The organism is Apibacter adventoris, assembly GCF_002964965.1.
GTDB classification, from domain to species: domain Bacteria; phylum Bacteroidota; class Bacteroidia; order Flavobacteriales; family Weeksellaceae; genus Apibacter; species Apibacter adventoris.
This window is the reverse complement of record NZ_PSZN01000019.1, coordinates 264,143-285,588: the sequence shown is the minus strand read 5'-3', so window position 1 is coordinate 285,588 and position 21,446 is coordinate 264,143. Positions and strand designations below refer to the sequence as shown.

Below are 21,446 nucleotides of genomic sequence, written 5' to 3'. Positions count from 1 at the left end.
TATTCCTCTCTTTAAAAATGTAAATATAGATAAATCTATACTTCAATCTTTTGCTACATATATTGCTTTTGAACGTTTTTATAATCACTTAAAAAAAGTTAATTTTAGATTTCCAGAATTTGTAAATAAAATTTTAAATGCTATGATAAGTAATCTAAAAAATCAATAAAAATATTGTAGAAAATTACTTATGTTTTTTAACTAAAATTACTATTTTTATCAATAAGATATTTAAAATAAATTTTATGAATCCTATCCCCTATTCTATAAAAAAATGAAGATACATTTTATACAGCACGAAAGTTTTGAAACAGCCGGAGTTTATTTAACTTGGGCAAAAAATAAAAAACATACGATCAGCTTTTCGAGAATTTATAAAAACGACCCGGTCCCATTAAACGCGGAAAATATAGATTTACTTATTGTGTTGGGAGGTCCACAAAGCCCCAACAGTACTAAAGAAGAGTTTCCTTACTTTGATGCGGGAATGGAGATTTCTTTAATCCGAAAATGTATAGAGGCCAATATATGGGTTATTGGAGTTTGTTTAGGAGCGCAATTAATCGGAGAAGCATTAGGGGCTAAATTTGAGCAAAGTCCTGAGAAGGAAATAGGTATTTTCCCTATTCAACTTACAAATGATGGATTAAAAGATAGCATGATTTCTCATTTTGGAGAATCCTTACTAGTAGGACATTGGCATAATGATATGCCGGGACTTATTCCAAGCAGTAGAGTATTAGCAACCAGTATAGGATGCCCAAGGCAAATCATTAAATATCATAAGAAAGTTTATGGTTTTCAATGTCATATGGAATTTACCTCAGAAGCCATTGAGTTTCTTATCAACAAAGAGGAAAATTTTTTGAATACTCAAAACACCTACAAATGGATACAAAAACCTGAAAAAATGAGAAAGTTTGATTTTACAGAGATGAATGAAAAGCTTTTTGTCTTTTTAGATAAAATAGAAGAGGAATATTTAAAAAATTACTCCCCTAAATAAATAATATTTAATCCGTATTATTATATTGGTTTTTATGTATCTCATACACAAAATTTTCTTTAGAGTTTTCGCTGCCGGAATTCTCTTCCCCTTTTATTTTTTTAGCTCCTAGGCGAGTGACCGCAATTTGTGAACGAAAATTATAAGCCCCGACATAAAAATAAATTTTGTCTACATATTGGAAAATATAATCCATCATCAATTTTTTTACAGAAGGGTTCATTCCTTTTCCCCAATATTTTACAGCAAAAAAGGTGAAACCAATTACTATGCTATGATCCGTTTCATTATAATTATAAAAACGGGAGCTGCCAGCAATTTCTCCTGTGCTTTTATCAATTATTTTAAAAGCTCCTTTACTCTGAATTGCCTCATCAAAAAAAATTTTGAAAACCTCTCTTTTCCATCTATCATTGCACGGATGCTGTTCCCATATTTTTTTATCGGAAGCCACCTCATATAAATTATCAAAATCTGTTTCTTCTAAAGGTAATAAAAGTACCTTTTCATCTTCTAATATATTCTGTATCGAAAATTTCATTTTTAATGTGGTTAAAAAATTTATACAAATAAATTTTTTAGGGTTATTCCCAGTTATTTTTATTTCGCAACTTTTTTATATAAGATAATTTTTTTTTGAACATTAATCTTTTTTCTATAGAACTGCGTGTCCTTTCTGAAGGTTTTCTAATTGTAGATTTATAAAGTGACTGAGTAACTAATTGGAGCATTTTCTGAGTAGCTATTTTTTTATTTTCGATTTGCGATCGTGTTTCTGAACTATTAATACATAAATCTCCCATTTTATTCATTCTATTTGATAATTTATTTTTTATGCATATTTTTTCCTCACTGGTAAAAAATAAAGAATTTTCTACATTCCAAACAGCTTCCACCTTAGTTTCTACCTTATTTACATTTTGTCCTCCCCTGCCGGAACTTCTTGATGTTTTATATTTTATTTCTTGAGAAAAATCAATCATATAGATTTTTTTATATTTAGATACATTTTTTTATAGAAAAAGTAAGAAATAACGCCTAAAAGCAAAACTAAAAATATAACTATGTATACCCATAAAGGTATAGGAACCGGATCTCCCTGCGCATAAGAATGAAGTCCTGTTAGGTAATAGTTTACCCCAAAATAGGTCATAATCACAGAAGAGAAAGCAATTAAAGATAGTAAATTAAAAATATAACGACCTCTCCAACCCGGAACTAATCGTATATGTAAAACAATTGCATAAATAATTACGGAAATAAAAGCCCAGGTTTCTTTAGGGTCCCAGCTCCAATAGCGCCCCCAACTTTCATTAGCCCACATTCCGCCTAAAAAAGTACCAATTGTAAGCATAAAAATACCAAGGGTCAGTGATATTTCATTAACTATTGTTAACTCTTTTATAGAGTTTTCTACAGTATGCGATATTTTTTTATTACTAACAATAAAAAGTAATAAAACTACCATGCCTATAAGGGCACTTAATCCAAAGAAACCATAACTAGAGGTGATTATGGCTACATGAATCATTAGCCAATAAGATTTTAGTACCGGCACCAAGGGCGTGATTTGTGGGTTCATTTGATCACCTCCGTGGGCAAAACCCATAAGAATTACGGCAACTAAGCAGCCGGCAGCCGGTATAAATCCATTTCGGTTTCTGTAAAGAAGAAATCCTGCAAATATGCTAATCCAGCTAATAAACATAACTGCTTCATATCCATTAGACCAGGGTTCATGTCCCGATACATACCACCTCACACCTAACCCCAATCCATGTATTAAAAAAGCAATAATTACTATACCTAATAAAGTAAATTCGGAAAAAGTGAGAAATTTTGATTTTGGTTTAAATAGTTTCAAAAATGCAATAATTAACAACAAGATTCCTAAAAATGCATAAAGAATCATTATTTTAAAAAAAATATTCCAATTATTATATCGAATTTCCCATTGTATTTTTGCTTTTGATGGTATAACCTCTTTCCCCCATTTATATTGATAATCTTCTATTTTTTTTAATTGTATGTCAGCCTGCTTCCAGTTTCCGTCTTTTTCTGCTTTCATAACAGACATAAAATATCCTCCGATCAACTCTAAAGCTGCAGAATCGGTTTCTAATTCAACATTTTGCCAAGAAATCCATGTATGTTTAGGATCATTTTTTATAGGAACAAATCTTAGAAACTGACCACTTATGAGTGCCTGCATAACCTGTAATTTATCATTAATCTCGATCACCTCCTTATCATAATTAGATTGATCTACTGGTTTTTTTGCAAAGGCTTTCCTAAAATCTTCTTCCAATACAAAGTATGGTTTCCCATCTAGTCCCGGAGGATATAAATTCATCAGGGTTGTATATCCTTCCTTATTGGATTGGGTTTTATTTTTTAATTCTTCTCCCCCTCTTTTTCCAACTTTAATAAATGGCACTTGTGCCCAATTTAAGGGATCTAAAGAAATCGATATTAAGAATTGATTGGCATCCAGATTATAAAATTTATCTTTTTTATATAATTTCCTAAGTATTTCCAAAGCCAGAGTATTCGTAGGCTCTATTCTACCTTCAAAAGACTGTACTAATAAAGAACCAAATTTATCGGAATGAGATTTAGGTATTTTAACAGAAGCCGCAAATTTTTCGGGATCTAAGGGGTACAATGGTATTCTTTCAGTTGTTTCTTCTTTAGGGTGGCTATGGGCATTTTCTGCTGTAGGTTGCACCTTAGTTTGTGGTTCTTCATTCGGTTTTAAAGATTCTTCTGCTTGTATATGAGCATGTTCTTCCGACTTAGAATTTAACGTTTGAGAAAATGATATTGCACTTATCAATAAAAGTATTACAGTTAATGAGTTTTTATTTTCGGCTATTTTTTTTAGCTGGTCATTAAGTTTCCAAAACCTGGTTCCTTTCCAAAAAAGAGTAACGAACATTCCTAAAAATAAAAGAGCATAACCGATATAGGTAATTGTAGTTCCCCAAAAATCATGATTTACAGAAAGAATAGTTCCTTTTAAGTCAGGATCAAAGCTAGATTGAAAAAATCTAAATCCCTTATAGTTTAAAATATGATTCATATATATTTTAAAAGGAGTTTCCTGCCCGTTATCAACTATTGACACTTCAGATTCATAGGCGGAAGGGCTGTTGCTTCCCGGATAATGGTCCATAGTGAATTTGTTGAGTTTTAGATAAAACGGTTCTGTTTTATATATTTTAGATCCGTATCCTATAGAAACTAAGAGATTATCTATAAAAACCTGTTTTTGCACTCCCGTTATTCCTTTTTTTCCATAAAATGAAATTTCTTTGGTTTCTTTGTCGGTGGAAACCTGCATAAAAATTAAATCGGGATTGGTTTGATTTTTATTCTTATCTCCTTCATAAAAAATTATTTTCCCAGTAAAAGGTACTTTTGGTATAACAAAACTTGCATTGGGAAATTGATATAGACTACCTAAGTGGAAAGGTTGTATTTTTCCTTCACCTTCTACCGATTTTTCTTCTTGTGTAGACATAATCATATATCTGCCCATCATAGGGGAAGATATTCTTAATTCACCGTTATTCACTGTTATATTTATAGCTTGCGGAACATTTGCATTAAAACTAACAATTGCATTTTGTACTTGTTTAGCGGTACCTTCTTCAATGTATATATTTTTACGTCCTTCTTCTCCGATAGTTACTAATTGCAATATTAGTTTTCCTTTTGCAGAAGGTTGTATTGAATCTTGCGCTCGGGGAATATAACCGGTGGTTTTAAGTTTTACTTTTTTCCCTAAAAAATCATATTGCGCTTTAAAATCACTTTGAAATGGTTTTAAAAGGACTGGAATATTCTTGGGGGTAAGAATAAAAGGAATATCCTGATAGGCTCGAGTATCTCCTTTGTCATTAGATATTTGTACTTTAAAAAATGTACCTTCAGATATTACTTCATTACTCATCTCTCCTTCTCTTATGTGCATAGTGCCCTCATAACTTACATATCGTGTAATAGCTCCGCCAATAAATATAAATATAAAAGCCAGATGAAAAACCAAGATAGGCCACTTTTTCATTTGGTATAATTGATATCTTTTAATATTACCTATAAAGTTTAAAATTAAAAGTACCATAATACATTCAAACCATTTCGCATTGTATATTAGTGCTTTAGCTACAGGCGTTCCATAATCGTTTTCTATAAAAGTAGCCCAAGCCATAGCTATAGCAAAAAGGGCAAATAAAGCAGCTGTAGTTTTGGTCGAAAAAAGCAGTTTCAGGATTTTATTCATTTCTGGTATTCGTTTCTTTTTTTTTTTTTTAAATCTTCCAAAAGTACATTAAGTAATTTCTATTACAAAATGTTTATTATAAAAAACGAACTCCTGATTTATATAATTTAATAACATAAATTATTTTTGTTCATATTAATTTAAAAAAGAGTATAAATAGGTATTCCCATAATATGAAATACAATATTAAAAATAGAAGTTTTTTTTATGTTTATTGTACATGAATATTGACGTAAATAAAGAGCAAGAGTATAAAAATATGATCTTAGAAATTGAGGCTTTCTTGAATATTTTTGTATCACGGCATATCGTAAATTATGATATATGCGAATTGGATATTGTTATTTAAGCGATTCAAATTTAATATGCAGACAGCTACCTGATATAGTGTTTCTTGATAAAGCAATCATTCTAGACAATGGGAAAAGTGATGGGTGTAAATACTTTTTTGTTTTAAAATAAACTAAAAAGCATAAACAAACACAAATAAAGCGTTGAACCTAAAAAATATTACATTTGTAGGATAAACTATTATTTAGAATTATATAATCAGCTAAAAATGAAACAGACGGAATGTACAGATACTAAAAAAAAGATACTACTTCAGGCATTTCTTCTATTTAGTAAAAAGCCTTATGATGAAGTAACATTTTCTGATCTGGAATTAGTTACCGGCCTTAGTCGTGGGGCTATATTATATCATGTAAAAACTAAGATTAATCTATTTAACGAAGTAATTGAATCTTCATTGTTTAGTAGATCATCTACTTTAGAAATACAAATACAGGAAAAGGATTGCCTCAAAAATTTTATCCTTGAATTCATTCACAATTGTGAGGTCGCAATGAAGACGATGCGCAGTTATGGATTAAAGAATATCAATAAAGCACATTTTAACATTGAGTCGCAAGCTTTATATTATTATGCAAATTATGCTGAAATATCGAAACAATGGGTTGCTACAGAAATAAAAATATGGCAACAAGTAATAAAAAAAGCTATCGTGAAAGAGGAAGTCATTGAAGTAGATAGCGAAGCTATGGCTTTAGTTTTCGAGAAAATATATCTGGGGCATGCTTATACGGCTATTACTAGTGAAAATGGATGTGATACAGAGCTTTTAAAAAGAGAACTTTTTACTATATATGAACTAATTAAACGAAAGTGATGTTTTCATTTAACTATGAAAAACTCTGCGTAAAATTGCAGAGTTTTTTATGTATTAAAAATCAGCTATTTCTGTATTATACTGTCTATTTTTTTATAAGCATTTATACTTTTTGAATTTTATTCTCCATATAATTGTAATTATTTTATTTATATTTGTACCGTACATACTGTTTGTAATTTATATATATTTATATTACAGATGTTTGTGTAAAAATAATAAACAGTATATATATTCTGATAAATGTATTGTTGTAACGAAAATTAAATAACATTACATTACGATTAGCCTGATATATTATTAGCAACAAACAAGAAAAGATATTTTAATTCAAAAAAAAGATAAAGTATGATATTCAAGAGTTAAAGATATATCAGAATATTTAAGTTAATAGTAAAATTATTATGAAAAAGGTAATATATAATAAGTGTGGAGATCCCAATGTTTTAAAAATTGTGGATATTGACAATATAGATTTGAAAGGTCAAAAAGATAAAATTCTTGTCAAAGTGTTATTTTCTTCGATAAATGCTGTTGATTGGAAATACAGGAGAGGAGATTTTAGATTTTTCACAAAAATGTTTAATACTAATTTGGGATATGATATTGTAGGAGAAGTTATAAATGTCTCAAATAATGTTGATCAATATAAAAAAGGAGATATAATTCTCGGATTATTACCTACTCTAAAAGGCGGGGCTCATAGCGAGTGTGTGCTGTTGTCAGTAAATCAATGTATTACAGTGAATTCAACAATGGACTTAAAAGAATTGGCCGGAATTCCTATGGCTGGAGTCACTGCTTGGATATCCCTTATTGAGAAAGCCAAATTACGGAAAGGACAATCTGTTTTAATTAATGGAGGGAGTAGCGGAGTTGGCCATTTAGCTATTCAATTGGCGAAAGCATACGGAGCAGAGGTTACATCTGTATCTAGTGGAAAAAATGAATTGTTTTGCCGGCAATTGGGTGCAGATCATACCATTAATTATGAAACCGAAAATTTTAGAGAATCTTCGAAGAAGTATGACATAATATTCGATGTTGTTTCAAATACATCAGTAAATGAGATCAAGCCAATATTAAATCCTAGAGGATATTTTATAGACACGAATATCTCCTTTTCTCTTATTAAAGATATGCTTTTGTACCCATCGAAAGTAAAATTTGTTTATGTCTATCCTTATAAAAAAGCACTTACTGATTTATATCGTCTTGTTGAAGAAAAAAAAATACATGTTCATATTGATAAAATTTTTACATTAAATCAAATTGTTGATGCCCATAAATACGCTGAAAGTTCAAGAACAACAGGAAAAGTTATTATTAAAATTAATGGAGCTAAAATCTAAACTATGATAAAAAAATATACTTTAATATCTATTCAAGGATTGTAAAAACACCAAGAATTTACCGACGAAGGGTAAATAATTATTATAATAGGAGAAATTTTTTTTGAATAGTTTTCCCTCCTACCTAAACTTTGATCTATATAATTATATCCGACAATTGCCGGATATAATCAATCTATAACTATCTGTTTTTATAATCCATTTAATGCGCTTCCAGCCAGTTTTGTCCCACTCCTACATCTACCACTAAAGGGACTTCTATTTTTAAGGCATTTTCCATAGTAGTTTTTATCAGTTGTGATATTTCTTTGACTTCTTCATCTGGAGCGTCAAAAACCAACTCATCATGTACTTGTAATAGGAGCTTAGTTTGAAAGTTTTTTTCTTTTAGCAAATCATGAATCCGAATCATTGCAATTTTAATTACATCTGCTGCAGTTCCCTGTACAGGGGCATTTACCGCATTTCGTTCGGCATGAGAACGGACAATGGAATTGTGGGAATGTATATCGGGTAAATATCTGCGCCTGCCTAAAAGAGTTTCAACATATCCATTTTTACGGGCAATATTTACCTGATCTCCTATATATTGTTTCAGTACCGGATAAGCTTCATAATATGCATCTATAAGAGATTTGGATTCGGAGCGAGAAAGTCCGGTCTGTTCGCTCAACCCGAAAGCTGAAACCCCATAAATAATACCAAAATTAACTGTTTTTGCATGAGAACGTTGTTCTCGGGAAACCTGATCTAAAGGTATATGAAAAACCTTAGCTGCTGTGGATTTGTGAAAATCTTCTCCTCTTTTAAAGGAAGATATCATTGTAGGGTCTTTACTCATGGCAGCAATAATGCGTAACTCAATTTGGGAATAATCGGCAGAAATAATTTTATGATGTGCATCTTTAGCAATAAAAGCTTTCCGTACTTCCTGTCCTCTTTCTGTACGAATCGGGATATTTTGTAAATTAGGATTATTAGAAGCCAACCTTCCGGTAGCGGCTACTGTTTGAGCAAAGGTGGTATGTACTCTTCCTGTAAAAGAGTTCACTTCATCCGGCAAAGCATCTACATAGGTAGATTTTAATTTTTGTAATTGACGATATTCTAATAATAGATCAATAATTTTATGTTTGTGTGCCAGTTTCAATAAAACATCTTCTCCTGTAGCATATTGTCCGGATTTTGTTTTTTTGGGTTTATCCCCAAGTTTCATTTTATCAAATATAATATCTCCTAATTGTTTAGGAGAATTTATATTAAATTCATCACCTGCCAGAGAATAAATTTCTTTTTCTAATCGGAGTATATCTTGAACTAATTCTTTAGACATTTCTTTTAATGCACTTATATCCAAATTAATACCCTCCCATTCCATATCTGTTAACACACGCATCAAAGGCATTTCAATGTCATCAAAAAGTTTTTTAAGGTTATCTTTAGCTAACCGGGGTTCAAATTTATTTTTAAGCTGTAGGGTAATATCTGAATCTTCTACAGCATATTCTTTTTGTTCTTCTAAAGGAACCATGGAAAACAGATTTTGATTTTTTCCTTTTTTTCCTATTAGAGATTCTATAGAAACCGGTTGGTAATTTAGCTCTGTTTCCGCTAAAATATCCATGCCATGTCTTCCGTCTGGATTTATCAGATAATGGGCTATCATGGTATCAAATAAGATTCCTTTAACTTCTAGTCCATATTTTCTTAATACTTTGCAATCATATTTCAAATTCTGCCCGACTTTCAGTATGCTTTCATTTTCAAAAAACGGTTGTACTATTTCTATAAGTTTTTGTGTATTTTCTTTGTCTTTGGGGTTGAAAGGAATGTAGTATCCTTTTCCTTTTTCATAGGAAAAAGAAATACCTACCAGCTCTGCAAGCATAGAATCTGTAGAAGTGGTTTCCGTATCAAAGCATACAATTTTTTGTTTATGTAATTTATCTAATAATAATTTTATCGCCATAGGAGTATCTGCGAGTTGATAGAAATGTTCGGTATTACTAAGAGTATTTCTATCAGATTTTTCTGCCTGTTGAACCACTTCATCTTCAAATAAAGAAATTTGAGCGGAGGCAGAGGGCTTTACTCCTTTTGCATATTCTGCTTTTTCATTTTCAGCTATTATATTATATGTTTTCTGAAAGTTCTGAATCATATTTCTAAATTCCAGATCTTCAAAAATTTTAATTACTTCATCTATATTGGGGTTATCTACAGTGTAACTTTCATAATTAAAATCGATCGGTACTTCCGTACAGATGGTAGCCAGTTTTTTAGATAATAATCCTAATTCCTGATTTTCTTCTATACGTTCCTTCATTTTTCCCTTTAATTCGGAAGAATGAGCAAATAAATTTTCCATACTTCCATATTCTTTTATGTATTGTTTTGCAGTTTTTTCTCCCACACCGGGTATACCGGGTATGTTATCTACACTGTCTCCCATCATTCCTAAAAAATCAATAATCTGAGAAGGTGATTGCACTTCAAATTTTTCTTTTACTTTTTCGACATCCCATATTTCTATGTCGTTTCCTCGGGAAGCTGGCTTAAACACAAATATATGGTCTGATACTAATTGGGCATAATCTTTATCAGAGGTCATCATATAGGTAGTAAAACCTTCTTTTTCCGCTTTTTTAGCTAGGGTTCCTATTACATCATCGGCTTCGTATCCTTCTTTCCATAAACAAGGTATTCCCAATGCTTCCAGTATTTTATGTATATAGGGAACTGCTATACGAATAGCTTCCGGAGTTTCTTCACGATTGGCTTTATATTCTTTATATTCTTTATGCCTGAATGTTTCCCCTACATCAAATACTACTGCTAAATGAGTAGGTTTTTCTTTTTTCATCATGTCAAAAAGCGTATTGGTAAAACCAAATACAGCAGAGGTATTTATTCCTTTAGAATTAACTCTGGGATTTTTAATAAAAGCATAATACGCTCTGAATATTAAAGCATAGGCATCTAAAAGAAACAATTTATTATCACAATTCTTACTCGTCATTCTACTAGGAAATTTATAATTTATTTCAAATATAAGATATTTGAAATAAATATTCTAAGGGATCTGTTAGGGAAAAAATAGTAGAATATAATATAGCTTAAACTACATGATAATGTAATTTGGCGAGATTGGACAATTATAAAAATGTAAAAAATCTTTAACTTTGATATCAAGATATTTATTCAATGCGTAGAAATACTGAAAGTATATATCAGCAAAAAGTCAATCATATTATTGATTATATCAGCGCAAATTTATATAATCCATTAAAATTGGATATCTTAGCCAGACAAATACATGTATCTCAGCGGCACTTACTTCGTATTATGAATTCATATCTGGATGAATCAATATATACTTATATAGCAAGGCAACGTGTAGAACGGTCTATATTATACATGCAAGCAAAGGATATAAACCTAAGCAAAATTGCTGAAATGGTAGGCTACAATAATCCGCAATCTTTTTCTAAAGCTTTTAAAAAACATTTCGGAATATCTCCGAGAGCATATATGAACACCTTTCAAGACCGATTGAAAGGCTATGTAAAAAATAGTGATAATTTAATAAATACACTTGAATGCGAAATTTGTGAAGAAAAAGAAGATCTGGAATTAATTTATATCAGAATCATTGGTAAATACGGAGAAGATAAACCTTATGAAACTGCTTGGAATAAGTTGGTTTGCTTTCTTAAAGATAATCAGGCCATCTCTAATGAAACCCGTTATATCGGATTATGTTATGATAATCCTAACGTAACTCAATCTGAAAATTGTCGTTTTTATGCCTGTGCTTCTGTAAATAAGAAAATTACTCCGACTGGAGAGTTTGGATCCATTAAATTACAAAAAGGAAAATTTGCCGTTTATATTCTGGAAGGTAGCTATTCAGGACTTCAGGAACTATACAATACTATCAGCATAAACTTTGATCATACTTTGCGTCATGGAATGACGTTTGAGGAGTATATAAGTTGTTCAGAAGAAAATAAAGAAAAACAGATTACAAAAGTCTATATACCAATAAAATAATATATTTATGGAAACAAAGTATTGCCAAAGTTGCGGAATGCCTCTACAAAAGCAAGAAGAAGCAGGAACCAATCAAGACGGGAGCAGAAATGATGAATATTGCTGCTATTGTTTTAAGGACGGAGCTTTTACAATGGATTGCACGATGGAACAAATGATAGAACATTGCGCACAATTTGTAGATGAGTTTAATAAAGGTTCAGAAATCGTGTATACGAAAGAGCAAGCTATTGAAAATATGAAAATTTACTTTCCCACTCTCAAACGTTGGTCTATTCAATAAAATAAATAAATCATGGCACGTCCTACAACAAAAGAACAATTAATACAAGCTAGCGAAGATAGTTTCAATAAACTATTTACCCTTATAAATTCTATGACGGAAAAAGAACAAGAAGAAACTTTCTCCTTTGAAGATAGAGATAGAAACATCAGGGATGTTTTAATACACCTCTATGAATGGCATAAACTACTCTTGAACTGGATACATTCTAATCAGTCTGGAAAAAAAGTCAATTTCTTGCCAGAACCATACAATTGGAAAACATATCCTCAAATGAATATTGAGTTCTGGAAAAAACACCAAAATACTTCTTTGAAACAATCTATCAGCTTACTGAAAAACAGCCATAAGGAGATAATAGAACTTATTAAAACTTTTTCAAACGAGGAATTATTTACAAAGAAATATTTTCCCTGGACAGGTACTACAAGCTTAGGAAGCTCTTGTGTTTCATCTACTTCAAGCCATTATAATTGGGCAATAAAAAAGATCAAAGAGCATAAGAAACATTTAATAGAAAAATAATTGGAATAAGCTTTATAATCTTGTTCCTTGATGCGAAAATACTTTGATTAAGTTTAAGCATTTTTTACAGGTTAGTTATTAATAAGACTATGAGAATATAATTCAATTATCTTTTTCTCATAGTCTTATTGTATTAATTTAATCTAATTTATTTAAAAAATCATTAAGTAAATTGTGGTCTTTTTTATTAGATTGATAATTTCTGAAATAGTTTTCTTCGTATCGTATCTCATCTAATGTTCTTTTTACATCTACCGAATTTTCTTTTATTTCTGATAAATATAAATCGCAAATTTGTCCGATATAATTTTTTATGTGTTTTTTGAGTTTTTTATTTGAAAACCCAGAAATTTTATCTTCAAGGTTAGCACAATATTTTGGAAGCCCCTGCCAGTATGGAGAGTCTTTTTCTAACTCATTTATAGCTAAATTCGTATTTTCTATTTTTGTAGTTTTATATTTGGAATTATAGGTTTTTATATTATAATTAAATGAGGTTGATATGGAATCTACTTCAGGATAATTATTTTCATAGTCAAAGGGTTCCTCTGTTGTACAACCAACGGTTTTTAAAATATCTGGTGCTAAAGATTTATCTTTAAGTTCAGCTAAAATTTTTTGCCAATCTAAAGAAATAAATGCACTTGTCCTAGCCATAGATTTTAACTCAAACCACCTTGCTCCGTTTTCTTCAGAACCGATTTTCAAAATTAATCCTTTTATATTTTTATTTTTAGCAGATAACGGACCAACTAAATCCATAGTAGAAGAATAAAATTTTTCTGAAATACACATTTTAGATTTTTCAAAAGGTTTCCCATCTAAAAATATATCATAATACGTACAGGATAATCCTAATATGCTATCTTTTTTATCTGTTTTTGTTAATGTAAAAGATGGTATAGAATCTAATCTTGCATATTGTGATAAATTAACCATCCTATTTAAATTGACATTAACTGGTACAACCAGATAATCTTTTAATAACATTTTTATATCTCCTGCATCTAAAAAAAATCCATCTGGAGAATAATATACATCTAGATCTATAGTTTTATTCTCTAATTTCATTTGATAGTGTAAACTAGTATTAAAATTTATTCTATCTTCCTGAGCCATAGATAAAACAGGAAGTAGCAGAGCTAATAGCAGTCTTTTCATTGTTTTATTTTTAGTTTTTTTTTTAAGTTCTGATCAAATATATGGTTTTTAAAATATTCCCATGATATATAATTGGTGTAATTTTATAAAGAAATAAAAAATCTGCTTTTTAATGTAAAGCAGATTTAATAAAATTCGATTAACAGAATATAAATTAATCTAATTCGTCTAAAAATTCAGTTAATAATTTGCGTTCTTTTTTACTAATGTTGTGTTTCATAAAATAATTTTCTTCATAGCGTATTGCATCTAAAGTACTTTTAACATCTACAGAATATTCTTTTACTTCAGATAAATATAAATCACAAATTTGTCCGGCATAATTTTTAGCATGTTCTTTAAGTTCTTTATCTGAAAAACGGGTAATTATATTTTCCAAATTGCTGCAATATTGTGGAATTCCCTGCCAATAAGGAGAATCATTTTCTAACAATTCTACAGCTAAGTCCATTTCTTTTGTTTTTATAACTTTATATTGAGAATTATATTTTAAAATTCCGTAATCTATAGAGTCCGAATCCATAAAATCTGTATCTTGTGGCTCTGATTCTTTATCTTGAGTAATATAATCGGTATATTCTTCTTCAAATTTTTTCCAATTTAAAGATTTCACTAATTTTACATTATTTATAGATTTTAATTCAATAAAATGATTTCTATCATAATAATCATCAATTCTTAAAATTAATCCTTTGATATTTTTGTTCGTAATCGGTATTGTTGCTAATAAATCAATAGGATGATTTTCTGAAATGCATACTTCATACATACTTCCTGATTCTTTATACATTTCCTTATTATTTATTGCCTTGTAATAATTACAAGGTATTCCATTTATTACCGCTTTATTTTGTGTTTTTGATAATGTAAAAGAAGGTATCGAATCTATATTGTATTTATTATAGGCTTTTAAATCTCCCTCTATATTGATTTTTATGGGAACTGATAGCTTATTTTTAAACAAAATATTATCTCCCATCATTTCTACAAGACTTCCATCCTTGGAATGATATATATTTATATCGGTACTATCTATAAGCGGATTTGTGAAATATGTTAATTTATGGGTGAAATTTATTTTTTCTTCCTGAGCCATAGACAAAACAGGAATTAATAAAGCAAAAAGTATTTTTTTCATGTACTAATTTTTTTGGGTTATAAATTTTTAAATATATTATTTTTTTTATAAGAAATTTTATTTAATAAAAACAAAGCTAAAAAATTTTCTCTAATTCTAAAAGTGAAAGTGTTTATACGCTTTTTTATTTCATTTTAAGGTATAAATTTTTGATTTGAAAAGGTAGTAACCAGTCTTCTATTACATATTGCACTTTCTTTTTTTATCACATAATGTTTACAAATAATTAAAGACCTTTTTTTATCTTTTTATAATTTTTACCGTTCCATAAAAACTCTTCTTTTTTCCTTTCTACAGACATATCATCGTAACTGGTAAACTCCTGACCTTCTTCAAGCCATCTTGATTCAATTTTTTTTATAATTCTATTGGGTTTACCACCTTTTTCTAAAGGAAAAATAAATTTTTCTGAATAATTAAATATTCCAGCATCTCCTACTCCATATCTTGACGGTAAGTCTAGTATTTTATTTCCATTCCATGCAAAATAATAATAATAGCTGGGAATTCCGCAAGCTTCTCCCTCAAAGGAAATACGTATGATATTTTTAACATCTTTTAAGCCCAAATTTTCATATACATTTGCTTCAGTATAACTTTGTTCGGTATCTGTATAAAATATTTTTTTATCAATTAACTTATCTTCAACCAGTATTTTTAATTCTACTTTATAAAGATATTGTGTGTGGTGTTTTTCTGTAGGATATTGCTTTTTATTTAGTTTTATAGCATTAATTCCATAAATAAATTTGGTATTTCCCCTTCTCATAGGGTTAAAAGTGAGATTTCCTTCCCAGACGTATCCTTGTTTATTTATACCATCTTTAACATAACTAACAGAAATCCAACACGCCCTAATACCATTTTGAGTATAAACATATTTATTATCAAAAATATTATTAATGATTACTTCCTGTCCTAAAGTTAATTTATCGATTATGGGATAGTTAATTCCCGGACCCTGGCGAACATTTGTTATATCTGCATATACGTATTGTGAGGTATTTTCCTTAATTTGACTATAAATTCCAAAATATTGTTGAGCAGAAATTTTAATTACTAAAAATAAAATTAGAAATAATGAAATATTTTTTTTCAATGTGCTTATTTTTCTTATGTAAATAACTTAAATGTATATAATTTGAGATAATGAATAGAAAACAGTTATAAGAATTATAAACAAATTTTTTTATCCGTATTTGTATAAATTAATCTTCTTGTCCTTTCAATTTTTCTGCATTTTCTGCTATTTTCACGGCTTCTATCATTTCATCTATATCTCCATTCATAAAGTTATCTAAATTATAGATGGATTTATTAATCCTATGATCAGTTACCCGCCCTTGAGGATAATTATAAGTACGAATTTTTGCCGAACGGTCTCCTGTTGAAACCATCGTTTTTCTATGTGCAGAAATTTTATCCAGGTGTTCTTGTAACTTCATATCATATAATTTATTACGAAGCATTTGCAAAGCCATTTCTCTATTAGCATGCTGAGAGCGTGCTACTTGACACTGAATCATAATTCCAGTAGGTTTATGGGTGAGCTGTACTTTGGTTTCCACTTTATTAACGTTCTGTCCACCTGCTCCACTAGAGCGTGCTGTTTGAAATTCTAAATCTGCTGGATTAATTTCAACGTCTACTTCTTCTGCTTCAGGTAAAACCGCAACGGTTATTGCAGAAGTGTGTACCCTACCTTGAGATTCTGTTTCAGGAACTCTTTGCACCCGATGTACTCCTGATTCAAATTTCATGGTACCATAGGCTCCTTCCCCACTTACATTAACAATCATTTCCTTATAACCTTTCACACTTCCTTCAGTGGCATCTACAACCTCAAAATTCCAACCTTTTTGTCGCCAATACATAGAATACATTCGGAAAATGTCTTCTACAAAAATTGCAGATTCATCTCCTCCGGTTCCGGCTCTTAACTCAACAGTTATGTTTTTATCATCTTCGGGGTCTTTGGGTATTAACATATATTTGATGTTTTCTTCCATTTCGGGTATTTTACCTAAAGCCTCATTTTTTTCTTCTTTTGCCAACTCTACCATATCAGCATCTTCTCCTTCTTTTATAATTTCATCAGCATCAGAAACTGTATTGAGTAAAGATTTGTATTCATGGTATACATCTACTAATTTTCCTAAATCTTTGTATTCTTTATTAAGCTGGGCATATCTTTTTTGATCGGAAATTACATCCGGTTGTATAATTAAATCAGAAACTTCATCAAATCGTTGTTTAATAGCTTCTAATTTTAATACTAAATCTGACATATTAACGGTTTAAAATAAGCCTGTAAATTTACAATTTAAACTTGATATATTGTATAAACTGAAAAACTAAATTATTCCTTACTTTTGTTTAGATAAACTATGATTTTAATATGAACAAATGGGATAATTTCATAAAAGAATTGAGCAACTTAATATTTTTTTGGTTCTTTGGTATTTTGTTTTTTTTTATTTTCAGAATAATTTTTATTATAAGTTTTCACAAAGAACTTGGCAAAAAAGTAGATTTTTCAGATTATTATAATGCGTTTTTTATGGGAATGCGTTTTGATTCTACGGCTGTTTGTTATTTTATCATGATCCCTTTAATTTCTTTACTAATTTTTTCTCCGTTTAATAAATTCAAAATAATACGAATTATCCGAATTATTTTTCAATATTTATTTTTAATCCTTTCTACATTAATCTGTATGGTTTCTTTAAACTATTATAAAGAATATAGGGAGCAATTTAGTAATTTTATATTCTTAGGTTTATATGATGATAAAAAAGCTATTTGGAAAACAATTGTAGAATATTATAATCCTGTATTAAATACTCTTTTTACTTTTATTATATGGCTAATAGGTATATGTGTTTTTATTTTTTATGAGAAAAAAAATTCTATCTATAAAGTTTTAATTAAAATCAAACCTTTCTATGGCAAGATAAGCTTGATAACTATTTTACTTATTTTATTTATCGGTGGAATCAGAGGTTCTTTTACAGCTGTTCCTGCAATAAGAAAATGGGCCGCTGTAACAAAAAATAATTTTTTAAATAAAACAATTATAAATCCTTACAGATCCCTCAAATATGCATATGAAGATTTTAAGTCTCTGAATCTGCTGAATGGAAAAAATCCTTTTGGTACTGAGAATATCCAAAAAGAATATGGGGGTAAAAATATAGATCAGATTATATATAAAGAAGCTCTGGGTAATACTATTGAAAAACCTAAACAAATTTTTTTGGTAATTATGGAAAGCTATGATGCCTGGCCTTTAATGGATAAATACCGTGCATTCAGATTATCTGATAATCTCTACAACCTAGCGGAAAACGGAATGCATTTTGTTAATTTTCTTCCTTCTTATAATGCTACATTTTATGCTTATGGAACCATTGTATCAGGAATTCCCTACTGTGGAATTAATATAAGTCAATTAGGAACTATTCATGATCCTTATATAAGTTCCATTTTTAAACAATTTAAAAAATTAGGATATAAAACTAATTTATTTTATGGAGGGTTTCTTTCATGGGAAAATATTGGGGGATTTTCTCAATATCAAGGCTGTGAAAATATTTACTCAGGGGTTGATGCCGGAGGAAAACAAGATTCAGGAGATTGGGGTGTAGAAGATGAAAAATTATTTGACTTAGTTCTTAATCATGTTAATACTGAAGAATATACTTTTAATTTAATTCTGACTTCGAGCTATCATCCTCCTTATGCTATAAATGTTTGGAAAAAAGGATTTCCTTATAAAACTCCCGATGATTTTCCTAAAGATATGCAAAAGTATTATGACGGCGGTATGAATATGAAAGAGTTAGGACATTTATGGTATGGAGATTTTGCAATAGGAAAATTCATGGAAAAAGCTAATTTAAAATATAAATCCGGTCTATTCGGCTTTACGGGAGACCACTATGGTAGAAGATTTATAAATCATTCCCCTAATTTGTATGAAAGATCTGCTGTACCTTTTATTTTGTATGGTAAAAATATTCCGAAACAAAAAATAAATATTCCCGGAAGCCATATAGATATTATGCCTACTCTTATAGAAATGATAGCTCCCAAGGGATTTCCTTATTATAGTTTTGGCAGCTCATTGTTAATACCCGGAAAGAAATACGGTATAGGTTTTGAAAAGGTGATTGATAAAGATTCATTATATTATTTCCCTAAAGATGAATTGATTAGCGAAATTAATTTACTGAATTTTAAAGATAAAAAAGTTAGTATAAATAAATATTCAGATGATTATAACAAGCTTATGAGATTATCTTGGCAATATACTATGAAAGGAAATTCTTTGAAATAAAACCTAAACTTTTTATTTTTTATCTGATTATATTAAAAATCCCTAAGCAACTCTTTAAAAGAATAGCTTAGAGATCCTTATCTATTAATTTTTTATTATTTTTTTTATGAGATTCTGCTGATTTTCTAATTGTATCTTCAAAATATATATTCCCGCAGGAAAACGACTAATATTTATTTCTATAACTGTAGCCTGATTAATTTTTTTTGATATTATCAAATTTCCTGTCATTGTGAAAATTTCTGCCTTTCCATTACTTGTTTCTTTAAAATTTACATTAAAAATTCCAAACGTTGGATTAGGATAAACAGTGAAAATTTCTTCTTGCAAATCAGTTTTTTGAATACTAGTATTATTATTTATATTCGGATCTGCACTAAACTGGGTATTTTTTTGTCCATCTGCCATAAATCCTGGAGATAAAATAATCTGATTTCCATTAAATTTAACGTCTTTATTTTTATCAATAAAGGAAGAAGAAAATATTATTTTACTGCTCCTGAATTCTTTATTTACAGTAACAGGGATCTTTAAATATATATTGTGATCACTGTATTCAATTTTTCTTTGAGTATAAAAAAATGAAATAGAAAGCACACTTATAAAAAAACAAAAAAATGTTTTCATATTTTCTTTTTTTAATGATTTATTTTAGCTTCCAAGAGTTGTAATCTTTTTTCCTGCTCTTTTATCTTCTCTTGATTAGAAGTATTTTTCTTTTCTAATTCAATTGTGTACAAAGTAAGTTCTTCTATTTTTTCCAATAATTTTGCATCCATTTCTCCTAAATTAATTCCGTTTACTACCACTTCTTTAGCGGAAGGAATATTAGGTAAATGTTTATTTTGCTGAATAAATTTTTCTAATTCCATAAGAGAGGGTAAAGTATAATCATCATGAAAAACATAATCTGCCCACCCATTAGAACTAGCAACATCTACTTGAACTAGCTCTGCGCGAATTCCTTCCTTAACAAATAAACGAAATTTATTATTATTATCTATTCTACTTGGTAATGGGGTATAAAATTTTCCAATCCCAATAATTCCATTATTTCCTACAATCCAGTTTCCTATATTAAGCTGATTATAGGAATTATAAGAATAATAATTTGAAATATATGTAGGAAATGGAGCCTGAAGTTGATCTCCTATTAAAATATTATTATCTCCATTGACTAAATAAAACCCCGAACGTGTTCCTAATGCTATGTTTTTTGATCCTTCTGCTTGCCAAAGAGATTCTGTCCCCAAAGCAATATTATACGATCCTCCATCCATTTTTTTTGCATGAGCACCTAATATAATATTATCTGTACCTGTTGTGTTGCCATATAAGGAAGTTTGTCCTATAGCAATATTATTAGTTCCTATTGTATTATAATATAAAGCATTATATCCTATAGCTGTATTTAAATTTCCAGTTGTATTTGAAAACATAGCATTTACCCCTAAAGCTATATTATTTTCACCTGCATTCCGATACAATGCACTACTTCCTAAAGCAATATTATAATATCCTTTAGTACTTTGTCCCATAGCATAAGAGCCAATGGCTAAATTTGAATCTCCTATTAAAAAATTAGCAAGAGTCCCGGCACCGCCAATTCCTATATTTCCTCTAATTGAAGTATTAGTCGGACTACTAGTCATTTTGGAAAAAACATCATACCCTATGCCTATATTTTCATATACCCTATTACTACTTGCAGGAATTACCCAAGTTCCTAAATAAAGATTTCTCCAATCCGATACTAAATTAGTTCTACCATCTCCAAATTGTAAGGATCCGTTAGGATTTAACTTTAATATTTCCTTATTATTAACCCTAAAAGATAATGCCTGATTATCTGTTGTACCTATAAAATTTTTCCAAGAAGTTCCAGAATTCCCATTAAGATTCCAATTTTGCCCGAAAGCTAAAATTGAACTCAAAACACTCATTGATAGTAAAAATGTTTTCATAAGATTTTTTTATTAATTGATATAAATTTACGAATTAATTTATATATAAAAAATAATAACATATTTATTTATATCATTTTTTATATTAATCCATTAATGTATATTAATTAATTGTTTTATATAATCATAATTAAAATCAAAAATCTTATTTTATTAAAAAATGTTTATATAT

Annotated in this window: 17 protein-coding genes; 7 read left to right on the top strand and 10 right to left on the bottom strand. The window is 29.4% G+C overall.

Features of this window, described 5'->3' with window-relative positions:
- Nucleotides 1-274 precede the first annotated feature (274 nt).
- On the top strand, nt 275-1,006 hold the full coding sequence (locus C4S76_RS08945) for a glutamine amidotransferase-related protein (protein ID WP_105194126.1): 732 nt from the start codon (nt 275-277) through the stop codon (nt 1,004-1,006).
- Between the two features lie 7 nt (nt 1,007-1,013).
- On the opposite strand, the gene C4S76_RS08940 is transcribed toward C4S76_RS08945, so the two are convergent.
- Genes C4S76_RS08940 through ccsB form a run of 3 tightly spaced genes read right to left on the bottom strand, consistent with a single transcriptional unit; the run spans nt 1,014 to nt 5,291 of the window.
- Nucleotides 1,014-1,547: a GNAT family N-acetyltransferase gene (locus C4S76_RS08940; RefSeq protein ID WP_105194125.1), complete on the bottom strand. Its 534-nt coding sequence runs from the start codon at nt 1,545-1,547 to the stop codon at nt 1,014-1,016.
- Between the two features lie 43 nt (nt 1,548-1,590).
- Entirely contained in the window at nt 1,591-1,989 is a 399-nt protein-coding gene (arfB, locus tag C4S76_RS08935) for an alternative ribosome rescue aminoacyl-tRNA hydrolase ArfB (RefSeq protein WP_105194124.1), read from the bottom strand.
- Nucleotides 1,986-5,291, bottom strand: a complete 3,306-nt coding sequence (ccsB, locus tag C4S76_RS08930) for a c-type cytochrome biogenesis protein CcsB (RefSeq protein ID WP_105194123.1) — start codon at nt 5,289-5,291, stop codon at nt 1,986-1,988. Before ccsB ends, arfB begins: the two co-directional genes overlap by 4 nt.
- A 559-nt stretch (nt 5,292-5,850) precedes the next feature.
- Between ccsB and C4S76_RS08925 the strand changes: the two genes are divergently transcribed.
- Nucleotides 5,851-6,459, top strand: coding sequence for a TetR/AcrR family transcriptional regulator (locus C4S76_RS08925; protein WP_105194122.1), 609 nt, complete (start codon nt 5,851-5,853; stop codon nt 6,457-6,459).
- Nucleotides 6,460-6,863: 404 nt separating this feature from the next.
- Complete coding sequence (locus C4S76_RS08920) at nt 6,864-7,811, top strand: NAD(P)-dependent alcohol dehydrogenase (protein WP_105194121.1); 948 nt, start codon at nt 6,864-6,866, stop codon at nt 7,809-7,811.
- A gap of 202 nt (nt 7,812-8,013) precedes the next feature.
- Here C4S76_RS08920 and polA read toward each other — a convergent pair whose 3' ends face one another.
- The gene (polA, locus tag C4S76_RS08915; protein ID WP_105194120.1) at nt 8,014-10,830 is read right to left on the bottom strand and encodes a DNA polymerase I; all 2,817 of its coding nucleotides are present in this window, start codon (nt 10,828-10,830) and stop codon (nt 8,014-8,016) included.
- A gap of 185 nt (nt 10,831-11,015) precedes the next feature.
- On the opposite strand from polA, the gene C4S76_RS08910 reads away from it, so the two are divergent.
- Genes C4S76_RS08910 through C4S76_RS08900 form a run of 3 tightly spaced genes read left to right on the top strand, consistent with a single transcriptional unit; the run spans nt 11,016 to nt 12,672 of the window.
- Nucleotides 11,016-11,864: an AraC family transcriptional regulator gene (locus C4S76_RS08910; RefSeq protein ID WP_105194119.1), complete on the top strand. Its 849-nt coding sequence runs from the start codon at nt 11,016-11,018 to the stop codon at nt 11,862-11,864.
- A 7-nt stretch (nt 11,865-11,871) separates the two neighbouring features.
- On the top strand, nt 11,872-12,147 hold the full coding sequence (locus C4S76_RS08905; RefSeq protein WP_105194118.1) for a zinc ribbon domain-containing protein: 276 nt from the start codon (nt 11,872-11,874) through the stop codon (nt 12,145-12,147).
- Nucleotides 12,148-12,159: 12 nt separating this feature from the next.
- Entirely contained in the window at nt 12,160-12,672 is a 513-nt protein-coding gene (locus tag C4S76_RS08900) for a ClbS/DfsB family four-helix bundle protein (protein ID WP_105194117.1), read from the top strand.
- A 138-nt stretch (nt 12,673-12,810) separates the two neighbouring features.
- On the opposite strand, the gene C4S76_RS08895 is transcribed toward C4S76_RS08900, so the two are convergent.
- The 4 genes from C4S76_RS08895 to prfA all read right to left on the bottom strand — a co-directional run bounded on the left by C4S76_RS08895 (nt 12,811) and on the right by prfA (nt 17,259).
- Entirely contained in the window at nt 12,811-13,833 is a 1,023-nt protein-coding gene (locus C4S76_RS08895) for a hypothetical protein (protein ID WP_105194116.1), read from the bottom strand.
- Between the two features lie 154 nt (nt 13,834-13,987).
- A complete protein-coding gene (locus C4S76_RS08890) occupies nt 13,988-14,971 on the bottom strand; it encodes a hypothetical protein (RefSeq protein ID WP_105194115.1) in 984 nt (327 codons plus the stop codon).
- A 226-nt stretch (nt 14,972-15,197) separates the two neighbouring features.
- Nucleotides 15,198-16,070, bottom strand: a complete 873-nt coding sequence (locus C4S76_RS08885; protein WP_105194114.1) for an SH3 domain-containing protein — start codon at nt 16,068-16,070, stop codon at nt 15,198-15,200.
- A 109-nt stretch (nt 16,071-16,179) separates the two neighbouring features.
- Nucleotides 16,180-17,259 carry a peptide chain release factor 1 gene (gene prfA, locus C4S76_RS08880; RefSeq protein ID WP_105194113.1) on the bottom strand — a complete coding sequence of 360 codons (1,080 nt, stop codon included), beginning with the start codon at nt 17,257-17,259 and terminating at the stop codon, nt 16,180-16,182.
- Between the two features lie 110 nt (nt 17,260-17,369).
- Here prfA and C4S76_RS08875 point away from each other — a divergent pair, with 110 nt between their 5' ends.
- Entirely contained in the window at nt 17,370-19,310 is a 1,941-nt protein-coding gene (locus C4S76_RS08875; RefSeq protein WP_105194112.1) for an LTA synthase family protein, read from the top strand.
- 84 nt (nt 19,311-19,394) lie between these two features.
- On the opposite strand, the gene C4S76_RS08870 is transcribed toward C4S76_RS08875, so the two are convergent.
- Both C4S76_RS08870 and C4S76_RS08865 read right to left on the bottom strand, forming a co-directional pair.
- Nucleotides 19,395-19,937, bottom strand: coding sequence for a T9SS type A sorting domain-containing protein (locus tag C4S76_RS08870; protein ID WP_105194111.1), 543 nt, complete (start codon nt 19,935-19,937; stop codon nt 19,395-19,397).
- An 11-nt stretch (nt 19,938-19,948) separates the two neighbouring features.
- Complete coding sequence (locus tag C4S76_RS08865; protein ID WP_146105718.1) at nt 19,949-21,274, bottom strand: hypothetical protein; 1,326 nt, start codon at nt 21,272-21,274, stop codon at nt 19,949-19,951.
- Nucleotides 21,275-21,446: the final 172 nt, after the last annotated feature.